General features: G+C 61.1%; 20 protein-coding genes and 1 pseudogene. 15 read left to right on the top strand and 6 right to left on the bottom strand.

Features of this window, described 5'->3' with window-relative positions:
- Window positions 1–21 precede the first annotated feature (21 nt).
- From ACS3QZ_RS20295 to ACS3QZ_RS20255, 9 genes are all read left to right on the top strand, one after another.
- A complete protein-coding gene (locus ACS3QZ_RS20295) occupies window positions 22–645 on the top strand; it encodes a TetR/AcrR family transcriptional regulator (protein WP_456039532.1) in 624 nt (207 codons plus the stop codon).
- A gap of 378 nt (window positions 646–1,023) precedes the next feature.
- The gene (locus ACS3QZ_RS20290) at window positions 1,024–2,022 is read left to right on the top strand and encodes a fumarylacetoacetate hydrolase family protein (protein ID WP_456039531.1); all 999 of its coding nucleotides are present in this window, start codon (window positions 1,024–1,026) and stop codon (window positions 2,020–2,022) included.
- 64 nt (window positions 2,023–2,086) lie between these two features.
- Window positions 2,087–3,220: an FAD-dependent oxidoreductase gene (locus ACS3QZ_RS20285; RefSeq protein WP_456039530.1), complete on the top strand. Its 1,134-nt coding sequence runs from the start codon at window positions 2,087–2,089 to the stop codon at window positions 3,218–3,220.
- Complete coding sequence (locus ACS3QZ_RS20280) at window positions 3,217–4,059, top strand: ABC transporter ATP-binding protein (RefSeq protein WP_456039529.1); 843 nt, start codon at window positions 3,217–3,219, stop codon at window positions 4,057–4,059. Before ACS3QZ_RS20285 ends, ACS3QZ_RS20280 begins: the two co-directional genes overlap by 4 nt.
- Window positions 4,060–4,119: 60 nt before the next feature.
- On the top strand, window positions 4,120–5,094 hold the full coding sequence (locus ACS3QZ_RS20275) for an ABC transporter substrate-binding protein (RefSeq protein ID WP_456039528.1): 975 nt from the start codon (window positions 4,120–4,122) through the stop codon (window positions 5,092–5,094).
- A gap of 7 nt (window positions 5,095–5,101) precedes the next feature.
- Window positions 5,102–5,887, top strand: a complete 786-nt coding sequence (locus ACS3QZ_RS20270) for an ABC transporter permease (protein ID WP_456039527.1) — start codon at window positions 5,102–5,104, stop codon at window positions 5,885–5,887.
- Window positions 5,884–6,663: an ABC transporter permease gene (locus tag ACS3QZ_RS20265; protein WP_456039526.1), complete on the top strand. Its 780-nt coding sequence runs from the start codon at window positions 5,884–5,886 to the stop codon at window positions 6,661–6,663. The genes ACS3QZ_RS20270 and ACS3QZ_RS20265 overlap by 4 nt, the downstream gene beginning before the upstream one ends.
- Window positions 6,660–7,508, top strand: coding sequence for an ABC transporter substrate-binding protein (locus tag ACS3QZ_RS20260; RefSeq protein WP_456039525.1), 849 nt, complete (start codon window positions 6,660–6,662; stop codon window positions 7,506–7,508). Before ACS3QZ_RS20265 ends, ACS3QZ_RS20260 begins: the two co-directional genes overlap by 4 nt.
- Window positions 7,509–7,523: 15 nt before the next feature.
- Window positions 7,524–8,498 (top strand): fumarylacetoacetate hydrolase family protein, encoded by a 975-nt coding sequence (locus ACS3QZ_RS20255; RefSeq protein ID WP_456039524.1) that lies wholly within the window; start codon window positions 7,524–7,526, stop codon window positions 8,496–8,498.
- A 34-nt stretch (window positions 8,499–8,532) separates the two neighbouring features.
- On the opposite strand, the gene ACS3QZ_RS20250 is transcribed toward ACS3QZ_RS20255, so the two are convergent.
- Window positions 8,533–9,051, bottom strand: a complete 519-nt coding sequence (locus tag ACS3QZ_RS20250; protein ID WP_456039523.1) for a MarR family winged helix-turn-helix transcriptional regulator — start codon at window positions 9,049–9,051, stop codon at window positions 8,533–8,535.
- A 114-nt stretch (window positions 9,052–9,165) separates the two neighbouring features.
- Here ACS3QZ_RS20250 and ACS3QZ_RS20245 point away from each other — a divergent pair.
- From ACS3QZ_RS20245 to ACS3QZ_RS20220, 6 genes and pseudogenes are all read left to right on the top strand, one after another.
- A pseudogene (locus ACS3QZ_RS20245) lies at window positions 9,166–9,417 on the top strand (transposase); the annotation flags it as partial.
- A gap of 147 nt (window positions 9,418–9,564) precedes the next feature.
- Window positions 9,565–11,199, top strand: a complete 1,635-nt coding sequence (locus ACS3QZ_RS20240) for a TnsB C-terminal domain-containing protein (protein ID WP_456039522.1) — start codon at window positions 9,565–9,567, stop codon at window positions 11,197–11,199.
- A gap of 1 nt (window position 11,200) precedes the next feature.
- Window positions 11,201–12,082, top strand: a complete 882-nt coding sequence (locus ACS3QZ_RS20235; protein WP_058243486.1) for a TniB family NTP-binding protein — start codon at window positions 11,201–11,203, stop codon at window positions 12,080–12,082.
- The gene (locus ACS3QZ_RS20230) at window positions 12,079–12,870 is read left to right on the top strand and encodes a TniQ family protein (protein WP_456039521.1); all 792 of its coding nucleotides are present in this window, start codon (window positions 12,079–12,081) and stop codon (window positions 12,868–12,870) included. Before ACS3QZ_RS20235 ends, ACS3QZ_RS20230 begins: the two co-directional genes overlap by 4 nt.
- 88 nt (window positions 12,871–12,958) lie before the next feature.
- A complete protein-coding gene (locus ACS3QZ_RS20225; protein ID WP_456039520.1) occupies window positions 12,959–13,192 on the top strand; it encodes a hypothetical protein in 234 nt (77 codons plus the stop codon).
- A gap of 12 nt (window positions 13,193–13,204) precedes the next feature.
- Window positions 13,205–14,281 (top strand): TrbL/VirB6 family protein, encoded by a 1,077-nt coding sequence (locus tag ACS3QZ_RS20220; protein ID WP_102859897.1) that lies wholly within the window; start codon window positions 13,205–13,207, stop codon window positions 14,279–14,281.
- 488 nt (window positions 14,282–14,769) lie between these two features.
- Here the strand turns inward: ACS3QZ_RS20220 and ACS3QZ_RS20215 are convergent, their stop codons facing one another.
- Genes ACS3QZ_RS20215 through ACS3QZ_RS20195 form a run of 5 tightly spaced genes read right to left on the bottom strand, consistent with a single transcriptional unit; the run spans window position 14,770 to window position 20,438 of the window.
- Window positions 14,770–15,633, bottom strand: a complete 864-nt coding sequence (locus tag ACS3QZ_RS20215; RefSeq protein WP_203199945.1) for a CobW family GTP-binding protein — start codon at window positions 15,631–15,633, stop codon at window positions 14,770–14,772.
- Window positions 15,630–17,279, bottom strand: coding sequence for an amidohydrolase (locus tag ACS3QZ_RS20210; RefSeq protein ID WP_203199944.1), 1,650 nt, complete (start codon window positions 17,277–17,279; stop codon window positions 15,630–15,632). The genes ACS3QZ_RS20215 and ACS3QZ_RS20210 overlap by 4 nt, the downstream gene beginning before the upstream one ends.
- On the bottom strand, window positions 17,276–17,914 hold the full coding sequence (locus ACS3QZ_RS20205; RefSeq protein WP_456039519.1) for a TetR/AcrR family transcriptional regulator: 639 nt from the start codon (window positions 17,912–17,914) through the stop codon (window positions 17,276–17,278). The genes ACS3QZ_RS20210 and ACS3QZ_RS20205 overlap by 4 nt, the downstream gene beginning before the upstream one ends.
- Window positions 17,911–18,807, bottom strand: coding sequence for a DMT family transporter (locus tag ACS3QZ_RS20200; RefSeq protein WP_203199942.1), 897 nt, complete (start codon window positions 18,805–18,807; stop codon window positions 17,911–17,913). The genes ACS3QZ_RS20205 and ACS3QZ_RS20200 overlap by 4 nt, the downstream gene beginning before the upstream one ends.
- Window positions 18,804–20,438, bottom strand: coding sequence for an AMP-binding protein (locus tag ACS3QZ_RS20195; RefSeq protein WP_456039518.1), 1,635 nt, complete (start codon window positions 20,436–20,438; stop codon window positions 18,804–18,806). The genes ACS3QZ_RS20200 and ACS3QZ_RS20195 overlap by 4 nt, the downstream gene beginning before the upstream one ends.
- Between the last annotated feature and the right edge of the window lie 12 nt (window positions 20,439–20,450).

The following is a 20,450-nucleotide window of genomic DNA, read 5'->3' as shown; positions in this document are numbered from 1 at the left end:
CGTGCAGATCGGGGAACGCATATGGTCGAGGTGAACATCGCGAACGATAAAAAGCCCCGGCGCATCGGGCGTCCCCGCGACCCGTCGGCGCATCGCAAGATCCTTGAGACCACGCTCTCCATGCTGGAAACGCAATCTCTTCAGGATCTGACAATCGAGGCAATCGCGAAGGAAGCGGGCGTGTCCAAGGTGACGATCTACCGATGGTGGCCCTCCAAGGCGATGCTGGTGATCGAGGCGTTCACCGAAGCCCACCTTGTGCGCACCCCGATGCAGCGCGATTTGCCGCCGGGGCCGCGTCTGGCCAAGCATCTGGCGATGCTGTGCGAGCAATATGCCGGGTTTCCGGGCCGTGTCGTCGCCCAGATTATTGCCGAGGGGCAACATAACCCGGACACCCTGCGCGCCTTTCGCGAGCAGTTCCACTATGGACGCCGCGCCGTTGTGCGCGAAGTGATGGAAGAGTGGCGCCAGTCCGGCGAAATCGACCCCAAGATCGAAATCGAGGACCTGATGGACCTGCTCTATGCGCCCGTCTACATGCGGCTGATGCTGGGTCACGGAGGGCTGGATCGGGTCTTTGTCGAACGGCACGTGCGCTTTACGTTCAGCTTGCTGGGCGCGTCGGTCCCCGAGGTTTACTGAGCTGAAGATGCGCCGGTGGCTGGGGCTGGACAAATCCGATTCTGGTTGGCGCTTCTTTTTGCACTTAACGACACACATCGTTTCTTAAATTTGAACCCGTTCGCTTGGCGGCGGCGCCTTGGCGTTGTCAACGCGGGGGCCTGTGGAAGCATCCCGAAACCTTAGCAAACGTTTATCAACGAAAATTGGTTCATGACGTGCGTTCGCCGCGTGTTTTCGCCCCGCGGCTGCACGAAGAATATCGGCGTCTGACCGATATTCGCCGCATCTCCCGCCTTGACTTCACAGTTCCCTATTGATTAGATACGAAACGTAATGTTCATTTAGTCGAAAGGCGGCGACGACACGCCGCCACGTCGGGAATCAAGAGGGAGCTACATGAAACTTGGACGGATAAAACGGCAGGGGTTGGACGGCGACGAAGCGCGGCTGGTTCTGGTGATGCCTGAGGCTGGTCAGGTGCTCGACCTGCGCGTCGCCTATGCGGAACTACTGACTACGGGAAAAGCCACGCCGGAAGCCGCCCGCCGCGTCGCTGCGGCGATGTTCACCGGGTCGATGCGCGAAGGCATCTCGGCTGGCGCCGCGTTCCTCGATATCGCCGCCGATGTCGCTGCCAAGACGCCCGAAGCAGCGATCCTGCCGATGGATGGTCTGGAATGGCTGCCCGCGACGGACCCTTCGGTCATCCGCGACGGACTGACCTTTATCGACCACATCAAGGGCTTCCACGAAAAGATGGGCAAGACGCCGACGCCGTCGCTGCTCAAGGTGCCGGGCTACTTCAAGGGCACGGTGCACACGATGGTCGGCCATGACGCGGACATTCCGTGGCCCGCCTTTGTGGATCACATGGATTACGAGCTGGAGCTTGGCTGGGTCATCGGGTCGCGCGGCAGCGACCTGACCCCGGAGACGGCGCGCCAGCATCTGTTCGGCGTGACGATCTTCAACGACGTCAGCGCCCGCGATCGTCAGGGTGACGAATTCGACATCGGCATGGGTCCGCAGAAGTGCAAGGACTTTGCCTATGCGGTCGGCCCGTGGATCACCACGCTCGACGAGTTCGATGACCTCTCTGCGATCCCGATGGAAGTGCGCGTGAACGGCGAAGTCTGGGGCAAGGGCACCAGCAGCAACACGCTGTGGAGCGTCGATGAACTGCTCGCCTATATCTCGCTCGCCGAACAACTTGAGCCGGGCGACGTGATCGGGTCGGGCACTATGGGCAATGGCTCGGCGCTGGAACTGGGCCGCAAGATGACCCCCGGCGACGTGGTCGAAATGGAAGTCGGCAACATTGGCGTGCTGCGCAACCGTTTTGCCGCCAAGCAGGCACCGGGCTGGTGGCCGGAGAACCGCAAGCCGTTCATGTAAAAATCGGGCCGCCCGCGAGGGAGCGCGGGCGGCCGTTTCAAACATCAGAGGGAGGAGAGGCACCATGGGAGCCGTCAAGAAAGTCATCGTCGTGGGCGGCGGTATCGGTGGATTGACCGTCGCACATGCGCTTGCTCGTCAAGGCATCGAAACCCGTGTGATCGAGATCGGGGATCGCAGCGAACGTCTGGGCACCGGGATCACGCTGCTTGGCAACGCGCTGCGGGCGCTCAACACGCTGGGTCTGGTCGACGACTGCCTCGCTGGCGGCAAGGGCTGGGACAAGATAACCATGCGCGACGCGACCGGTGGTCTGATCGCCGAGCAGAACTCGCCCCGTGTCTGGGACCCCGAACGTCCCGGTGCGCTGGGGATCATGCGCCCGGTGCTGGGCCAGGTGCTGGAAGATCATGCACGCGAAAGCGGCGCGACCGTCGACTTCAACACCCATATCACTGCAATCGAACAGGACGCCGAGGGCGTGACTGTCACGCTGTCCAATGGGGAAACCGACCGCGCCGATCTTCTGATCGCAGCGGACGGAGTTTATTCCAAGACCCGCAGCATGGTCTTTGGCGAGCAGCACAAGCCGCAGTATGTGGGGCAGGGCGTCTGGCGCTACACCATCCCGCGCCACGAGGCGTTCGAGGGCTTTGCGCTCTACCGCATTCCGACCGGGCCGGGCGTCGGCTCGCTGCTGCTGTCGGACGAGCTGTGCTATCTGTTTTTCCTCGAAAACTCTAAGGAGCGCCCGCGCTTTTCCGATGCCGACGGGCCGGACCACATCCGTCGCCTGCTCGCGCCCTATACGGCTGAAGAGCTGGTCGAGGCCCGCGAAGAGGTGTCGGCAGATCGTCATATCAGTTACCGCCCGTTCGATGTCTTGATGATGGAAAACGCCTGGCACCTGGGCCGTGTAGTGCTTCTGGGTGACGCGGCCCATTCGCTCACGCCGCAGATGACCTCCGGCGGTGGTATGGCCATTGAGGACGCACTGGTTCTGTCCGAGGAACTGGCGGTGACCGATGACCTCGACACGGCGCTCCGCGCCTATTTCGAACGCCGCTTCCCGCGCGTGAGAAAGGTGTTCGATGTCGGTTACGCCATCTGCGTCGAAGAGCAGGATCCCAAGCACGGGCGGGAATACGCCATGGGTCTACTTCAGGAAGGCCACCGTTTCCTCGCGGGGCCGGCATGAGCGCAACTGATATGCTAGCCACTGGAAAACGAGACGACGCGACCAGCGTGTCGTCTCGGGCTACGCCGGTGCTTGAGGTCCGTCGTATCGAAAAGTCGTTGGGCAAGGGGGTGCAGGCGGTGCGCATTCTTGACGGCGTCGCTTTTGACGCGCGGCCTGGCGAGTTCCTGACCGTCGTAGGCCCATCCGGCTGCGGCAAAACAACGCTTTTGATGTGCCTGGCCGGGCTTTATGGCTGCGACGGCGGCGCGGTCCAATTTGCGGGTGCAAAAGTGACCGAGCCGCCCGAAGGACTGGCGGTCGTGTTTCAGGATTACTCGCGCTCGCTTCTGCCGTGGAAGCGGATCATTCCCAACATCCTGTTCGGGATGCGCCGTCTGTCGGGCACCAAGGCCGAGAAACTGGCCATCGCGCAGGAGATGCTGACGGCGGTGGGGCTTGAGGGCAGCGGGGATCTGTATCCCTGGCAACTGTCGGGCGGGATGCAGCAGCGTGTTGCGATTGCCCGTGCGCTGGCCACGCGGTCCAAGCTTCTGCTTCTCGACGAACCGCTGGCCGCTGTGGACGCGCAGACACGGGCCGATTTGCAGGATTTGCTTTTGCGGCTGGCACGCCAATTCGGCAAGACCTGCATTCTGGTCACGCATGACGTGGACGAGGCGGTCTATCTTGCCGATCGAGTCGTGGTGCTGTCGAAACGACCGACGCGGGTGGTGGAGGTCATCGACGTGCCACTGGGAGAGACCCGCGATCAACTCACCACACGCGAGGACGAGACGTTCCTGCGCATCAGGCATGAGGTCATTGAACATATCCGTCCGTCTAAACGTGAGACGTGACGCATATCGGCGGTTGAACCGCGCAAACGCCCTATTCCGGGCATCAGGGAGGAGAAACACATGAAACACGTAACGTTTATAGGGGGTGCGCTGACGGCCTGTGCCATGACGCTTGCCCCGCTGGCGGCTCTGGCGCTGGACGAGGTCAAGGTAGGCTACCAGAAGCTGCCGCCGCTCGCCGCGCTGGTTCACGGCAAGGAAGCCGGGATTTTTGAGGCGAACGGAATCGACATTGAAATCGTCGTCGTGAACACCGGATCGGACGTGATCAACGGGCTGGCCGCAGGCAGCATGACCATCGTCGGCAGCCCGGCGGCGGGTGGCGTGCAGGCGCGCTCTGCCGGGCTGCCGCTGACTGCCATCGGCACCAGCGCGATCGAAAGCTTCGGCCATACCGAGTTCCAAATCGTCGCGAACGGGGACAAGGGGATCGCCAGCGCCAAAGACCTCGAAGGTCATGTCGTCGGCGTTCTGGAAAAGGCATCGCCGGCCGAGCTGCACATCCGAGAGCACATGATCGCGGACGGTGGCGATCCGGACAAGGTCCAGTTCGTCGCGCTTCCCTTCCCCCAGCTTCCCGCCGCGCTGGAAGTCGGTAACGTGGACGCCATCGGGATTGCTCCGCCGTTCCTTGGCCAGATCCTCGGCTCGCAGAAGATCACGCCGGTCGTCGTCGGCGAAGGGATGGTCGCCACGCTGGAAACCGGTGGGCCGACCGCGCTGGGGTCGTGGTTCGCCATGCAGCCCTGGATCGAAGCGGGCGACAACAAGGACGTCGCGGCGCGCTTCCTCAAGTCCGTGCAGGAAAGCAACGAGGCGCTGATGGCCGACCGTTCGCTGGTCGATGCCATACTGGTGCGTGACTTCGGGATGCCCGCGGAAGTAGCCTCGCATATCCCAATGAACCTGCTCACCACGTCGCTGACCGCATACCCGGAAAACTACTTCGAGGTGATCGAAGCCTACAAGCGGACCGGCATGGCCGAGCCGAACTTTACTGCCGAAGAATTCGTGACCACGCTGGAATACGAGTAAGAGACCGATGCGCCTGACCATGCTCTCCTCTCGCCTTCGGCGCCTCGCCGGGATCGTGCTCGCGCTCGTCCTGTGGGAGGTGACAAGCCGCTCGGGCGTTGTTTCGGCAGAATATCTGCCGGGGATCGGGGCCGTGTTCTCGGCCCTGATCGACTTTGTCACGAGTGCCATTTTCTGGGACAATCTGCTGATTTCGGTGCTGCGCGCCCTGTCCGGGCTGGTGGTCGCCGTGGCCATCGCCTTTGCACTGGCCATCCTTGCCGGGCGCTATGCGCGCGTGCGCCGGATGCTGGAGCCGATGTCGGATTTCCTGCGCGCCATTCCACCGCCCGCGCTGATCCCGGTGGGGATTTTCGCGGTCGGGCTGACGCCGGGGCTTTACCTGCTGGTGATCGCTTTCGGTTGCATCTGGCCGATCTATATCTCGGCGGCCAACGCGCTGTCCGCACCCGAGCCGGTGCAGATGCAGATGGCGCGCACCTTCGGGATCGGGCCGTGGCGCACGATGTGGATGATCCGTCTGCCCGCCGCGTTGCCTGAGGCGCTGACCGGACTACGGCTCTCGGCCTCGATCGCGCTTTTGTCCGCCGTGGCGACCGAGATGCTTCTGGGCACCAACGGGCTGGGGGCGCTGATCTTCAACGCGGGCTTTTCGCTGCTCTGGGACGACATGTATGCGCTGATGGTAGTTATAGGGCTGACCGGGCTGGTCTTTAACATGGGCGTCGCCGCGATCCGCTGGCTGGTCGCAGGCTGGCAGGTCGAAATGGTCAAACTGGGAGCCTCCGCATGAGCCGTGCCCTTGCATACCTGCGCCGCCTCAACTGGGACGGCATCGGATTTTTCATCGCCGTGATCATTGTGTGGGAAATCGCTGCAATCCTTGCCGACAGTTTCGTCTTTCCCCGCGCCACGGTCGTTGCTGACATGCTGTGGAACGACCGCGCCACGCTGGCCGCACAGGCGCTGGCGACGCTGCGACGGGCGCTGGTCGGTTTCGTCATCGCGCTGGCCATCGCGCTGCCCACGGGGCTCTTCATCGGGCGCATTCCGCTGCTGGCTGACCTGGTTGAACCGCTGACTGAGTTCCTGCGCCCCTTGCCACCCATCGCGGTGATCCCGCTGGCAATGATGCTGCTCGGCATCGGCGATTCGGCTAAACTGGTCGTGGTGGTCTATGGCGCGGCCTTTCCGATCCTCGTAAACACCATCGATGCGGTGCGCGTGCAGGACCCGATCCAGAGCCGGGTGGCCCGGTCGCTGCGGCTTACCGCGATCGAACGGATGGTGCTCATGGACCTGCCTGCCTCGACTCCGCGCATCCTGTCGGGTGTGCGCCTGTCGATCACCGTGGCGCTTTTGCTTGCTGTGGTGTCCGAGATGCTTCTCTCCACCGACGGGCTGGGTGATTATCTACGGCAGGCCCAGACCACGTTTTCCATGGCCCGCGTGCTGGCGGGGATCATCGTGATCGCAGTCATATCGCTGGCCGTTTCGGCCATCGCCAACCGCCTGACACGACCCTTCGTGGACTGGCACATCAGACGCTCAGCAGGGAACGGTACATGACATTGAAAGCTATCTGGTTTCTCGAACCCGCCGTTGCGTTGCTTGCCCGTCTCAATGGCGAGAGCGGGCCTGAGGGGCGTCTGACGGGATCGTCCGACCAACAATACGATGCTCTCATGGCGGGCGAGGCGGACGTCGCCGTCACGTCGATGGACAACGTGATGGACTGGAACCTGCGCGACGCGTCCGCAGATTTCGCGATCGTCGCGCAGATCGAACGGACTACGCGGCTCACGCTCATGGGGCGGCCCGGCGTGACGGACTTTGCGGACATCAGGGACGGCGATCTGCTAGTCGATGCGCCCGCGAACGGCTTTGTCGTCGCCGCGCGGATGGTGTTGGCGGAAGAGGGGCTGAACGAGGGCGACTATGACCTGCTCCCGGCGGGCGGCGTACGCGAGCGTCTGGCGGCGCTCTTGTCGGGTGAAGGCGAAGCCACGCTGCTTGGCCCGCCGTTTGACTTTCAGGCCGCAGACGCGGGCGCCTCGCGGCTGGCCGTGGTCAACGACCGCTACCCTGATTATCCGGGGCAGGGGCTGGTCATCCGCCGCTCGGCGCTGGAGCGTTGCGTCGACGACCTGACCGCGTGGCTCGACGCCATGAAGCGCGCGCTCGGCGCTGCCGATCTGCCGGGGGCCGCTGCGCGCTTTGCCGACACTGGGATGCCCGCGCCGGTGGCCGAGGCCTTTGCCGCGAGCCTGCCGGACAGCCTGACCCCCGACCGCGCCGGTGTGGAGCGGGTGATCTCGCAGCGACGCGCGCTTGGCCTGCGCGGCGGTGATGTGAGCTATGACGATCTCGTGCCGACGCTGACCGCCGGGTCGGGCGCGGCGACAATTTCCTGACAGACTGGACTGAAGATGACCGACAAGACCTTTGCGCTCGCCACCGAGCAAACGACCGATGGTGCCCGTGCCGCCGTGGTGCTGGGCGACAGGATCGCGCCGCTGGCCGATGTGCTGCCCGCCCGTACGGGAGCCACTGTGCGCGACCTGCTGGACGACTGGGCCGTGGCCGAGGGAGAGCTTGCGCAGGCCGTCGCGGGCCTCGACGCGACTGCCGCGCCGTTTCGCGATATGGACGAGGCGCAGCTTTTGCCGCCGGTGAACCTGCCGCGTCAGGTGTTCTGCACCGGGGCGAACTACCGCAAGCATGTGGTTGATCTCACGCTCGACATGAACGTCGGACCCGAGGGGCTGGACAAGGCAGGATTACGACGCTGGGCCGAGGACATGATGGACACCCGCGCGCGCGAAGGCGAACCCTACGTGTTCCTCAAACCCGTGTCCTCGATCGCCGGGCCAAACGATCCCCTGGCCGTGCCGGACTATGACGAGAAACCCGACTGGGAACTGGAGCTTGCGGTGATCATCGGCAAGCCCACATGGCAGGTCAGCCGCGACGAGGCGATGGAGCATGTGGCGGGCTATGCCATCGTGAACGACGTGACCTCGCGCAGCCTGATCGCGCGCAAGGATTACTCCAATCTCGGCACCGACTGGATGCGCTCCAAGGGCCAGCCGGGGTATCTGCCCTTTGGCCCGCTCATGGTCCCGCGCCGCTTCGTGCCCGATCCGATGGCGCTGACGCTCAAACTCTCGCTCAATGGCGATGTGATGCAGGACGAGGCGGCGGCCGACATGATATTCGATATTCCGCGCCAGATCGAATACATCAGCCGCTACAGCCGCCTGATGCCGGGCGACGTGATCTGCACCGGATCGCCCGCGGGCAACGGCACGCATTACAACCGCTTCCTCAAGCCCGGCGACACGATGGTGGGCGAGATCGAGGGGCTGGGGCGTCAGACGATCAACATCGTCGCGCGGGACTGAGCCACGCGCCCCGGCGGCCCGATTTTGTTTGGTGTCAGTCGGGTTCGCTCAGCCGGTCGAGGTTGCCCAGAAATTTGGTCAGGTAGCCGTTGAAGGCGGCGATATCGTCAGGTGAAAAGCCGTCGAACAGGACGCGCTGCCGGTCCAGCGCTTCGCGCAGGATGCGGGCATGCAACTCGCGCCCGGCGTCGGTCAGCCACCAGCCCCGGCTGCGTCCGTTGGCGTGCAGATCGCCCTTTTCCACCAAGGCTTTGGCCTCCAGCCGTGCGATGCAGCGGCTGACCGCGCCCTTGTCGATCCCGATCGTGGTCGCCGCCTCGGTCACGGTCGCGCCGGGGCGGCGGGTGAGCATGACCAGTAACCGCCAATCCACCGCCCCGATCCCGAATATCTCGGAATAGCGCCGGGCCGCCGCGCGGGTGAAGCGATTCGCGGCAAAGGTCAGCAGCACCGTGGGGCTTCGGCTGAAGCTGAGCGTCTGGTCGTGGCGTCCGTCCTCGTCATCAACATCGACGAGAAACAGCGCATCGAAAGCGTCGAAATCCTGATCCATGGCGCGACCCTAATCGAACCGCGTCGGCTGGAACAGGCGCATTCTGTTGACCTGCCCCCCGCAAAATCCCTCACCGTAGTGTAGAGTCTGCGCCAACTCTAAAGGAGCAGACGAATGCGAAAGAGCCGTTTCACCGAGGCGCAAATCATCGGGATGATCAAGGAACAGGAAGCGGGGATGCCGACAGCGGAGGTGTGTCGTAGGCACGGCCTGAGCCCGGCGACGTTCTACAAACTGAAGGCCAAGTATGGCGGCATGGAGGTTTCCGAGGCCGCGAGGCTGAAAGCTCTGGAAGATGAGAATGCCAAGCTCAAGCGGCTGCTGGCTGACACCATGCTGGATAACGTTGTCTTGAAAGACCCGCTGGTGTCGCGTAGCCCTTAATTGTGAGATGAGAAATCCAACGAAATCAACGGCTGTCCTTTGCCCTTAAATATGAGATTTTGCCTTTAATTCCGATATTCTTGCCCTTAAACCTGAGACAGGGTTCACAGACATGTGCGGCAAATATCGATGGATGATGATGGCGAAGCCTCCGTTGCAGTTGGTGCTGAAGAGTCGCGCAGGGCCGCCGTGCTACGTCCGCTTGTTCAGGCATATCTCAATGGGGCTGGCAGTCTGGAGAGCGGCATCAATGACGCCGTTTGGGAGCTTGGTGTCAGCAGGGCGACGGTCTGGCGTTGGATAAAGCGGCTGGCGGAAGAGGGTGGGCGCACCAGCGCGCTGGCTCCGCGGAAACGGGGCCGTCCAGTCGGTACGGCCTTGATATCAAGCAAGGTCGAAGCGGTGATCGAAGAGCATCTTCGCCGTTATTTCTTGCGCCGGGAACGATCCAGCCTGTCGCGTGTTGTGACCGAAATCCGCAGCGCGTGCTGGCAGCAGGGCTTGCAACCGCCGACACGGCGGACGGTTCAGCGTCGTCTGGATGCGATGGATGCCCGCGAAGTTGCGAAGGCACGAGAGGGCGCAAAGGTTGCCCGCCAGAAATTTGCGCCAGTCACAGGTGAGAACAAGGCCAGTGTGCCACTGGAGATCGTCCAAATTGATCATACGCCGGCGGACATCATTCTTGTCGACAGCTTTGAACGCCAACCAATTGGGCGGCCTTGGGTCACGCTGGCGATCGACATCGCAACGCGGATGGTAACGGGATATTTCACCTCTCTCGAGGCACCTTCGCGTCTGTCAGTGGCGCTTTGCCTGACACAGGCGGTGGCCCCCAAGGCGGAACTTCTGGCAAAATTGGCGTGCAACAGTCCTTGGCCCGCACAAGGCAAACCGCAGAGCATCCATGTCGACAATGGCCGCGATTTCCGGTCGCGGGCCTTTCGGTCGGCATGTGCGGAATGGGGGATTGATTTGATCTATCGGCCGCCGGGAAGTCCTCACTTCGGGGGTCACATCGAACGGTTGATCGGGACGATGATGGGGGCCGTTCACCTGTTGCCGGGAACAACGCAAGCCTCAATCGCGGCCAAGGGCGACTATGACGCCGAAGGCCAGGCCACGATGACCCTGAGCGAATTCGATCATTGGTTTGCTCTCGAAATCTGCCGTTACAACAACAGCATTCATTCAAGCCTTGGCTGTACGCCCGTTGCCAAATGGGAAGCGCTCTCAGAGCAAATGACGGGCGACATCCCCTTCGAGATGGAAGCCTTTCAGGTGAGTTTCCTGCCGAGCGAACTGCGCAATGTCAGGCGTGACGGCATCCATCTGTTCCAGATACGGTACTGGTCCGATGCCCTTGCAGGCCACATTGGACGCGGCGATGGAAAGGTGGTTGTTCGCTACGATCCTCGCGATATCTCAATGATCTGGGTTGAACTGGAAGATGGCCGATATGTTGAGGCGCGGTACAGAAACCTGGAAATTCCGCCCGTCTCGCTCTGGGAATATCGCGAAGCCATGAGGAAGGCTCGGGCCCTTGGCAAGTCCGGGTCCAACGAGCTGGTGCTGGCTGAGCTGATCCGAAAGCAACGCCAAATCGAGACTGAAAGCCGGGGCCTGACGAAGGCCGAACGCAGAACCCGTGAAAGAAAAGTGACATTGGAGGGCGCCAACTCAGCCGTCTCGTCAACCGAAGGGCTGCGCCCGATCGACACTGGTGATACATCGCGCCCATTGTTCAAGGTGGAGAGATGGTGAATTGAGGGCAAGGACAACTGAGGAAGACGGTCGGATCGCCCTCATTCAATCGGATATCTGGATCGGCTTTCCGCGGGCGGAACAGGTGTTGGACCGCTTGCAGGGTCTGATCGAAGCGCCACGGCAAACCCGTATGCCTGGGCTTCTTGTGCATGGTGCCTCCGGGATCGGCAAGACGATGATCGCCCGAAACCTGTCGCGCAAATACGCACCAGAATACGATCCGGCGTCAGGCATCACTCGCACACCGCTGCTGCTGTTGCAAGCGCCGCCCGCACCAGACGAACGGCGGTTCTACCTGCACATCTTGGCCGCCGTCGGCGCCCCGGCGACGGCACTGAGCGCCCGCGCTCAAAATGTGGCTTCCCTCGAAGTCCGCGTCATCGCGCTCCTGCGCGACCTTGGCCTTCGGATGATCATGATCGACGAGGTTCACAACCTCTTGGCCGGGACCCACCGCGAACAGCGCCGCTTTCTCAATGTTCTGCGGTATCTTAGCAATGAACTCGAGGTGTCGCTGGTCTGCCTCGGGGTCAGCGAGGCCGTTGATGCCATCCGTGGTGATATCCAGCTTGCCAGGCGGCTGGACGAACATCACCTGCCAAACTGGCGCGACGATGCCGAGTTCTCGGACATGATCCAGACACTCATCGCGGCAATGCCCCTCGAGAAGAAATCCAATCTGAAGGTCAAGTCACTCAAGCAGATACTTGCGCTGACCGGTGGGGTGACCTCGCGCATCTTCGCCCTGATCAAGGATCTTTCCATCGACGCCATTGTCACAGGTGATGAATGCATCACTGATGACGCGATCGCAAAATGGACGCCGGTTTGGTCGCGCCATGCGAACGCCTATCGGCGACTCGAGAAGTCCGGGGTGTGAAGCCGCACCCGCTGCCGAAAACTGTCGCGCCGCTGCCAGACGAGTTGTTGTCAGGTTGGTTATCTCGGCTGGCGGCGGCCAACTACTGCGATGACGCGGAACTGTTGGCTCATATCAAAATTGATACCGCGCATGGCACCGCCTTGGACTTCAGTGTCGACGCGGCCACGGCGGAGAGGATTGCCAACGCCGCACGAGTCGACCCAGATTTTGTGCGATCGTTGACCTTTCCGGCAATGACCCCACGAGAAGCCTCGCTGACGGCTCAGATGCCATTCCAGCATTGCATGCAATGCGCCAGAGAGGGTCTTTCGCTCAGGCATTGGAGGCGGGCCTGGGCATTTGACTGCCAAGTTTGCGGGACGAGACTTGTGCAGACCCTTGGCAAACTCCGTGAGGAACAAATATCTGGAAAACTGATATACCGAGCGCGCCGCGGGGCAGAGATGCTTGAGTGCGCCGCGCGCTCGCGCGGCCCCAAGCAACTTCGGCGCGCAATGCGCGCAGTCACCTTTGCCATGTCACTCAAAACCTTCCGCGGGGATCCGTCGTTCGCTGTCCAGAACCCCAGATCGGAAGTTAGGCTGTTCTGCCTCGCCGCAATCGCCGCCGCTCGATCTCATCCCTTGGCTAAGGCAGCCATCGTCAGCAAAAGCATCGACGACTATGCAAGGGTTGCTCTCTTGCGCGCCTTCGAGAAGGAGCCTCGATTGCTTGCCGCGGTTGATCACATCGCGCAAAGGTGCGCGAGAAACAGGGGCCCCATGACAGCCGTATCTCACAATTAAGGGCAAAAATTGTCGCCAAACGCGTCGCGTCTCAGATTAAAGGGCAACGCGACAGCAGGAGATCCCCCTGCGCCAAGCCTATCAGCGCGTGTTGGTTCAAGACATCTACCGCGCCCGGAATCTCGAGCGCATCGTCGAGACCGAAAGCTGCGACTGTGAAACCCGGTTCCCCTCTTGGGACGCTGCCGAGGCGGTGTTTCGTGAGCGCCACGCCAGTGACGAACGCTGGGAAATGCTGCAGGCCTCGGACGCCTACAACCGCCGCGCCAGCGCCGTCCGCCCTGCCGCCAAAGCCATCTGCGAAGCTGCAGGCAATTGGTAGGGTAGTCCCGTTATGAGCGTCGTCACTTATTTCGTTGAAACCTCCCAGGGCTATCTCGACACCGCAGCAGAAACCCAGTTCGGGTCGGTCGCGGCAACGGTCGGCACGCTTCTCGTCCTGGGAACAACGCTCGTGGTGATTCTCGTCTTCCTGAACATGATCTACCAGTACAAGGCGATGGACGGGCGCACGGCCTTCTGGCTCGCGGTCAAGATCGGGTTGATCGGAATATTCGCGACCAACTGGGTGCAGTTCAACGCCCTCTCCTCCGCTATCCTGGCCGGGATCGACAGCATTGCGGGGGCGCTCGTGGCTTCGGTCGGTGGTGGAACTCCTGGCCCTTCTGGAACTTTCGCCGAAGAGTTTGACCGGCTGATCGCGGAACTAGGGGACTATCTCAACGCCGCCGGGTCTGAGCTGAACTGGATGGCCGGCGCCATGCTCGACATTGTCGGGGTCCTCTTGCTCTCGATCCTGGGCGGTTTGGCCGCCTTTATCCTCGTGGCCTCCCGACTGATGATCGCGCTTCTGATCGGGATCGCCCCGGTGATGATTTTCCTGACCCTCTTCGAGGTCACCAAGGACTATTTCGCGCGCTGGCTGTCGGCGCTTGTCTCCTTCGCGCTCTACCCCATAGTCGTGGCCGGTGTGTTCGCGACAATCACGGGCGTCTCCTCTGCCCTCATCGGCGAACTCGGCGACCCGGAGGGAGCCTCTAACATCGGCGCGCTCATTCCCTTCTTCATGATGGTGCTCATGGCCAAGGGCTTCATCATTGCCACGCCCTTCATCGTCCGCGCGATCTCCGGAAATATTATGATGCCCGCCCTCTCCGGTGGTCTCGGCGGCGGCTACAGCTTTGCCCGCGCCGCAATGGGCAGCCAGCAGGCCTACAATCGCTACCTGATCGGAGGCGCAAGTGGCGCAGAATACGCAGCCCTCAGGGCGCGGCAGTTCTTCGGCGTGCAGCAGATGCCCGTGAGGCAAGGCATGGGGCAGACGGGTTCCGCAGGAGGCACGGGATCCGCAGACTCGGGGTCAAAAATGCTGGCGCAGCTGGCAAGACTGGGTCGACTTGGACGCCGGTGACGGCCCAGACCTGCCGTTCAGTCCCTGGCTGATCGCCGCGGTGCAGCTTCACCATACCGGCCATTCGTCCATCGCGCAGCATTTTCAGGTGGCGAGCGACAGGAATGCGGGACAAAGTCGACATTGGATTTGAGAACTTTGCTGACGCAGCAGGACTTCGCAGCCGCGGCGCACTTTTCGTTGCGATGCGGCGTGGGTCACCGAAGCAGTCGTTCTTGGTCGCCGCTGCGGCGCAAACCAATACAGAGCTTTCACTGCCGGCTGCATAGACCTTCGAGACACGGACAAAGTATCGATTGAACCCTTGAGTACGACTAAAGTGGTGTCTCGCAACAGGCGTTAGAAACTTGTGGAACGAATTGGATCGAGTGACTATCGGGCAAAAATGTCCAAAAAACCTCAGTCCAAATTCTTAAAATGAACAGACTCGGGCCACAACTAACTTGAAAATTGAGTTACCCTCTTGCCGCGCCCGTCGCCCGAGAAGCTCACGAGGTAATGAAATCTTGTAAAGTGTCTATCTTTTGCGTTCCGATCAGAACAATCCGCTGGGGGACGGATTTCAGCCTCGCCCCAGCGGGAACCAGAGTGAATTTGCCCTGACAATAGTCAAGTTTTCGCAGACCGCTGGTGGTTTGCATAAGTCCTTTTACCCGATGGATATGGTCAGGCAGGTTCTCACACCATGTCACCACCGCGGCCTCTGACACGGGATTTGGCAGGTCAATTACGCGACTGAAAAACTCGGGGGGCTCCGTTGCCACCCCGGCACGTGTTCTGGAAAGTGCCAACTGGGCATTCACGGCATCCATCAGCGTTGTTACTTGAACGGCAAAGAGCCCATGTTGTGCCACGAGTGTGCTGACCACCTTTTCGTGCCCCATGGTGCGGTTCACCGCAACAAAATGTGCATTGTTAATCTGCGATACAAACAAGCGGCCGACGAATTTATCCTTCGCGTTCCGGGTGGCTGTCGATCCGTTGACCAACGTCAGAATCGCCGCTGGGGCAAGTCCCGCTACTCCGCGCAAGAGCATCGCCATACGGGCTGGTTCGGCAACACCGCTTGCCTCCACGACAACCAGATCAGGCCGCGCCGCCTCGGGGCTTTCAACCACTTGTCGCGCGGCGGAGAGCAGATCGTCACCGATGGCGCAGCACGCGCATCCATTGGTTAAAGCAATGGTGTTCCCATCAGCATTCTCAATCAGATCGGCGTCAAGGTTCACGGCACCAAAATCGTTCACCAGAACCGTTGCCCTAAGTCCTTGTGGATCGTGTAGAAATGCGTTGATCAGCGTGGTTTTTCCGGCGCCCAGATAGCCTGAAACTAGGATGGTCGGTATTGTCATTTGTCCAGTAGGTGCGCGACCCCCTCAAACACGGTGGCATGGATTGCAATGTCCTTGAGCCGCGCAGTATCAACCCCGTAAGGGTCTTCGTCCAGCACTGTGAAGTCTGCCTTTTTTCCAGATTGGATGGACCCGATCATGTTTTCCTGGCCCATCACCCAGGCCGCATCTATGGTGATCGCCCGCAGTGCCTGATGCACGCTGACCCGCTCATTTTCACCCAGGACCGCGCCGGATTCCGCAAAGCGGTTCACCGCTACCCAGACGCTGGTCAGCGGATGCGCCGGAGCCATGGTGAAATCGGAATGCAGGCCAAAGGGCACGCCTGCACGCGCCAAAGACCCCAGCCGCGCCATCTGGCTAGCCCGTTCGTGGCCTATGGACTTGCGCCAATAGGCCTCGCCCAGCTCGTGCAGATAATAGACGTTGGCCGAGACAATCGCCCCCAGAGCCTTGATCCGGCGGACCTGATCTTCGGTTGAAACCCCGAAATGCTCGATCGTAAAGCGGTGATCGACGCGCGGGCGCTCGAACTGGAGCTTGTCCAGCACGTCCAGCGCCAGTTCTACCCCCAGATCGCCTGTGCAATGCACATGGATGCGATAGCCCGCATTCCAATAGGGGCGCGCGATGGCCTCGAACTGATCCGGCGCGGTCAGCCATTCTCCGTGATGGCCGTCGATATAGCCCGGATCAGTCAACTGCATCAGCTCTGAAAAGAACGCGCCATCGGTGAAGAATTTGACATGGCGATCAAAGAACAGCCGGTCCGTGCCGCGATCAGTGAGCGCATCGACCCGGGCAAAGGCATCTTCGGGATTGCCCATCAATTCCGGTTCGGGCAAACCACGCGGCACCATCATCACGCGATAGGGGGGATTTGCGACCTCCATCGACTGAACGCAGGCCGCCCATTCCATCTCGTAGTCGAACATGCCCCAGGCCATATCCGCCACAGTTGTATGGCCTCCCGCATGCAGCACCTCATGCAGCCTGAAGAGCCCGGCTCCAAACCAGTCGGGCGAAAACAGGATGGGTTTCAACCCATCAATGGCCACCATGGCCCCGGTTTCGGAAAACCGCCCCGTTTCGGCGTTGATCTGCGGGTGATCCTGCATCATCTGACGGTCGATCCCGAGACGGTCGATGGCGGCGTCGTTCAGAATGATCTCGTGAAACGACCGGTGCCAGACCAATATTGCCCTGTCAGCCGAGATGTCATTCAACTCTTCGCGCGTGACATCTCCGTGCCAGATCTGATGATAGCCCCAAGTGACGAAAATTGGTTTTGAGCCATCGTCCCTGGCCACCGCCGCGCGCACAGCCTCAAGGTATTCTGCGTGGCCGCGTGTTGCCGGAACATCCTGCCCAGGCACTTTCCATTCGAACGCGGTGACAAAGGCGGTCGGCAACAGGACGGCGCCAATAAAGGGGTGCAGATGCGGATCAATGAACCCCGGCATCATGATCTTGTCGGCAAAACGGGTGTCGATCCTGTGAGGATGCGCCTCGAGCCAGGGCGCGAGGCTCTCCAGCGTGCCCGCTTCGAGAATAATGCCGTCACGCACCGCCACAGCCGTCGCGGTTGGCGCGCTGTCGCTCATCGTGTGGACACGTTTGGCGGTGAAGACCGTGATCTCGTTCATCTCTTGGCGTCCTCTTTCAACAGCCCCATCGCGGACTTGACCATCATCTCAATGAGTGGGCCCCTGTCCTTTGGAAACAGAGTTCCGGCGCCCAAACGAGTCTGCCATGTGATCATGACAATAAGCTGCAGAGCCTGACGCAACGCTGCCTCACCGTCCGGGGCCGAGATCTCGTCGCTGTAATCGGCGGCATGGACCAGAACGTGAGCTGCCAGTGGGGCTACCAGCACGGCGGTGTTCACCTCACCTTTGGAGGCGAGCGAGTTCAACCGCTGCGACGCCCTGTAGACGCCCAACTTGTCGGTCATTGTGTCGTAGAGAACTCCGGCTAGATAACGCAGCATTCCCGGCAGATCACCGCACTTTGAGCGGCTCAGGTCCAGGGCGTCGATCATGGTCGTGCCATCTTCGATAAAGCGATGGATGAGCACACGCGCCAAACCTTCCTTGTCGCCAAACCGGTGATAGAAGGTTCCGATCGAACAGCCCGATCGTTCGATGATGTCCGTCACCTTGGTACCCTGAAATCCTTGTTCGGCAAAAAGCGCTTCTGCGGCATCCAGCAAGAGTTGCTCGGACCGGGCGCTGCGTGCCTGTTTTGTGGGTCGATAGCTGTCGGTGTCCGGTTTTCTCATGCCGTCGTCCTTTCGGTTTTGTATACCGCCACGAGCGGAATGGAGGCACCGGCGAGCACAATCAGCACGCCGCCCAGCATGGCCACTATTGTGGGTCGTTCACAGAATGCAAGCCATCCCAGCCCCAAAGCGACCGGCATCTGAGTATAAAGCATGATGGTTACTCTGCCGATATCACTGCCGGCAAGTTGCATGGCCAGACTGGCCAGCACGATCCCTGAAACCGCACACATCGCGCTTAGTTGAATCCAGAGTTGCGAAGACAGCGGCGGCAGGGTGCGCTCTGCCAGAATCCAGTACGCTGCGGCCACAAGCACAACTCCGTTCACCGCCCAAAAGGTAAAGCCGATCGGCGTTGCCGCCGCGCGGTTTGACGCCATATAGACGTTTGTCATGGCATTCGATATCGCCGCGGCAACCGCCAAAAGCAAAGTAACTGCCATCCCTCCCAGCCCCGGGTTCAGGATCAACCATGTCCCGACAAGGCAGGCCAGCAACACCAGAACCACATGCGCTGTCAGCCGTTCTCCCAGAAAGGTCACGCCAATCAACAAGGCAAAGGCCGGGGACAACTGGAACAGCATGGCATGCTGCCCGTAGGGATTGAGCGACAGTGACGAGATGTTCAGCACCGACATGACCAGCAGCAGGCCAGCGCGGATCAACAGTTTGCGGGGCGCATGGGGATAGAGGTGATGCCGGATCCCCCCCTGCAGTTTTGCCAACAAAACCAAGCTTGCTGCGGTCAGAGGCCAGGCAAACAAAAGCAGGGCCGCAATCGAAACACCGTCGATCGAGGATTTCTTGATAAAGAAGTCCCCCAGCGTCAGCCCTATCGCCCCAAGGGCCATGACGGCATATGCCAATGCCGGATGTGGGGCAACCGCCTTCATGCGCTTGCTTTGCGCAGCTCACGGCGCAGAATCTTGCCGACGCCGGACTTGGGCAACTCATCGACATAGGTGATCCTGCGCGGCACCTTGTAGGCGGTCATTTCCTTGCGACAATGGGTCAGGATGGCCTCATCAGTGACCTCAGCGCCCGGTTTTCTGACCACAAAGACGCTCACGGCTTCGCCTGTCTTTTCGTCTGGCACGCCGACACAAGCACATTCGGCCACCCCATCGACCGCCGTGACCACGGCCTCAATCTCATTGGGAAAGACGTTGAAGCCGCTGACGATAATCATGTCCTTCTTGCGGTCGACGATGCGCAGATACCCATCCCCGTCGAACACGCCGATGTCGCCCGTGCGAAAAAACCCGTCGGCGGTGAACGCCTCGGCGGTGGCCTCGGGTTTGTTCCAGTAGCCCGCCATCACCTGCGGTCCTGCGGCGCAAATCTCGCCACGTGCGCCAATGGCCACCTCGTTGTCGTCCTCATCCAAAAGCCTGATGTCCGTCGATGACACGGGCAATCCGCAAGAGCCTGTGAATTTCCCCACGCCCATGGGGACAATCGACAACAGCGGGGCGGTTTCGGACAGACCGTAACCTTCGGTGATCGGGCGACCGGTCAGGGCCTTCCAATTGTCAGACACCGTTTCAATGATCGCCGCACCGCCGCCGATCGAAACCTTGAGTTTGGAAAAGTCCACGTCCTTGGTGCCCGGATGCATCGCCAAACCTGCAAACAGCGTGTTCACTGCGGGAAACACGGTGATCCCGGCGTTTTTGATAGCGTCAAGAAAGGCGTCAATGTCGCGCGGGTTCGGGATCAGCACGACCCGGCCGCCCAGGGACATATAGGCCAGCGAAATCGTCAGGCCGAAGATGTGATAGAGCGGCAGGGCCCCGACCATGACCTCTTTGGTCGGGACCGACGCCTCGGGCAGGAAGGCTTTGTATTGCTCAAGGTTGGCGACCACATTGCGATGTTTCAGTACCGCGCCCTTGGAGGGACCGGTTGTTCCGCCGGTGTATTGAAAGAACAACAGGTCCTCGCCGCCAAGACCGGCATCGGCATAGGTCCTCCCTGCCCCCTGGCTCAGCGCCTCGGCCATCGGGGTGACGTTGCTGAGCCGCGCATCCACCTGGGGGGACGGGATCGGCAGGTCAGCCCCATCGCCAAGGTCAACCGAGATCACCCGTTTTACCGGCGTGTTGGCGACAATCTCGGCCAGAACCGGGGTCGATCCGCTGAAGATCACGATGGTTTCGGCACCCGAGTCATTCAGCTGATGCTCAAGCTCGCGCGGGGTGTAGAGTGGGTTGACGTTCACCTGGCAGGCGCCGGAACGCAGGATGCCCAGCATTGCCACCGGAAAGGCAAAAATATTCGGACACATCAAAGCGATGCGGTCGCCCTTTTGCACACCCAGTTCTGTTTGCAACCAGGCGGCAAAGGCCCGGCTGGCCTGGTCCACCTGCGCATAGGTCATGGTTTGTCCAAAACACTCAAACGCCACCAGATCGGCGTATCTGGCTGCGGAGTCCTCGAACAAAGACACAATTGACGGGTAGGCATCGGCATTGATCGTTTCCGGAACGCCCGCGTCATAGGTCTTGAGCCAGTGTTTCGTCATTTTCGTCGTCCT

This window comes from Shimia sp. W99 (assembly GCF_053851455.3).
The sequence above is the reverse complement of the archived record's forward strand: the minus strand, read 5'-3'. Positions and strand labels throughout refer to the sequence as shown.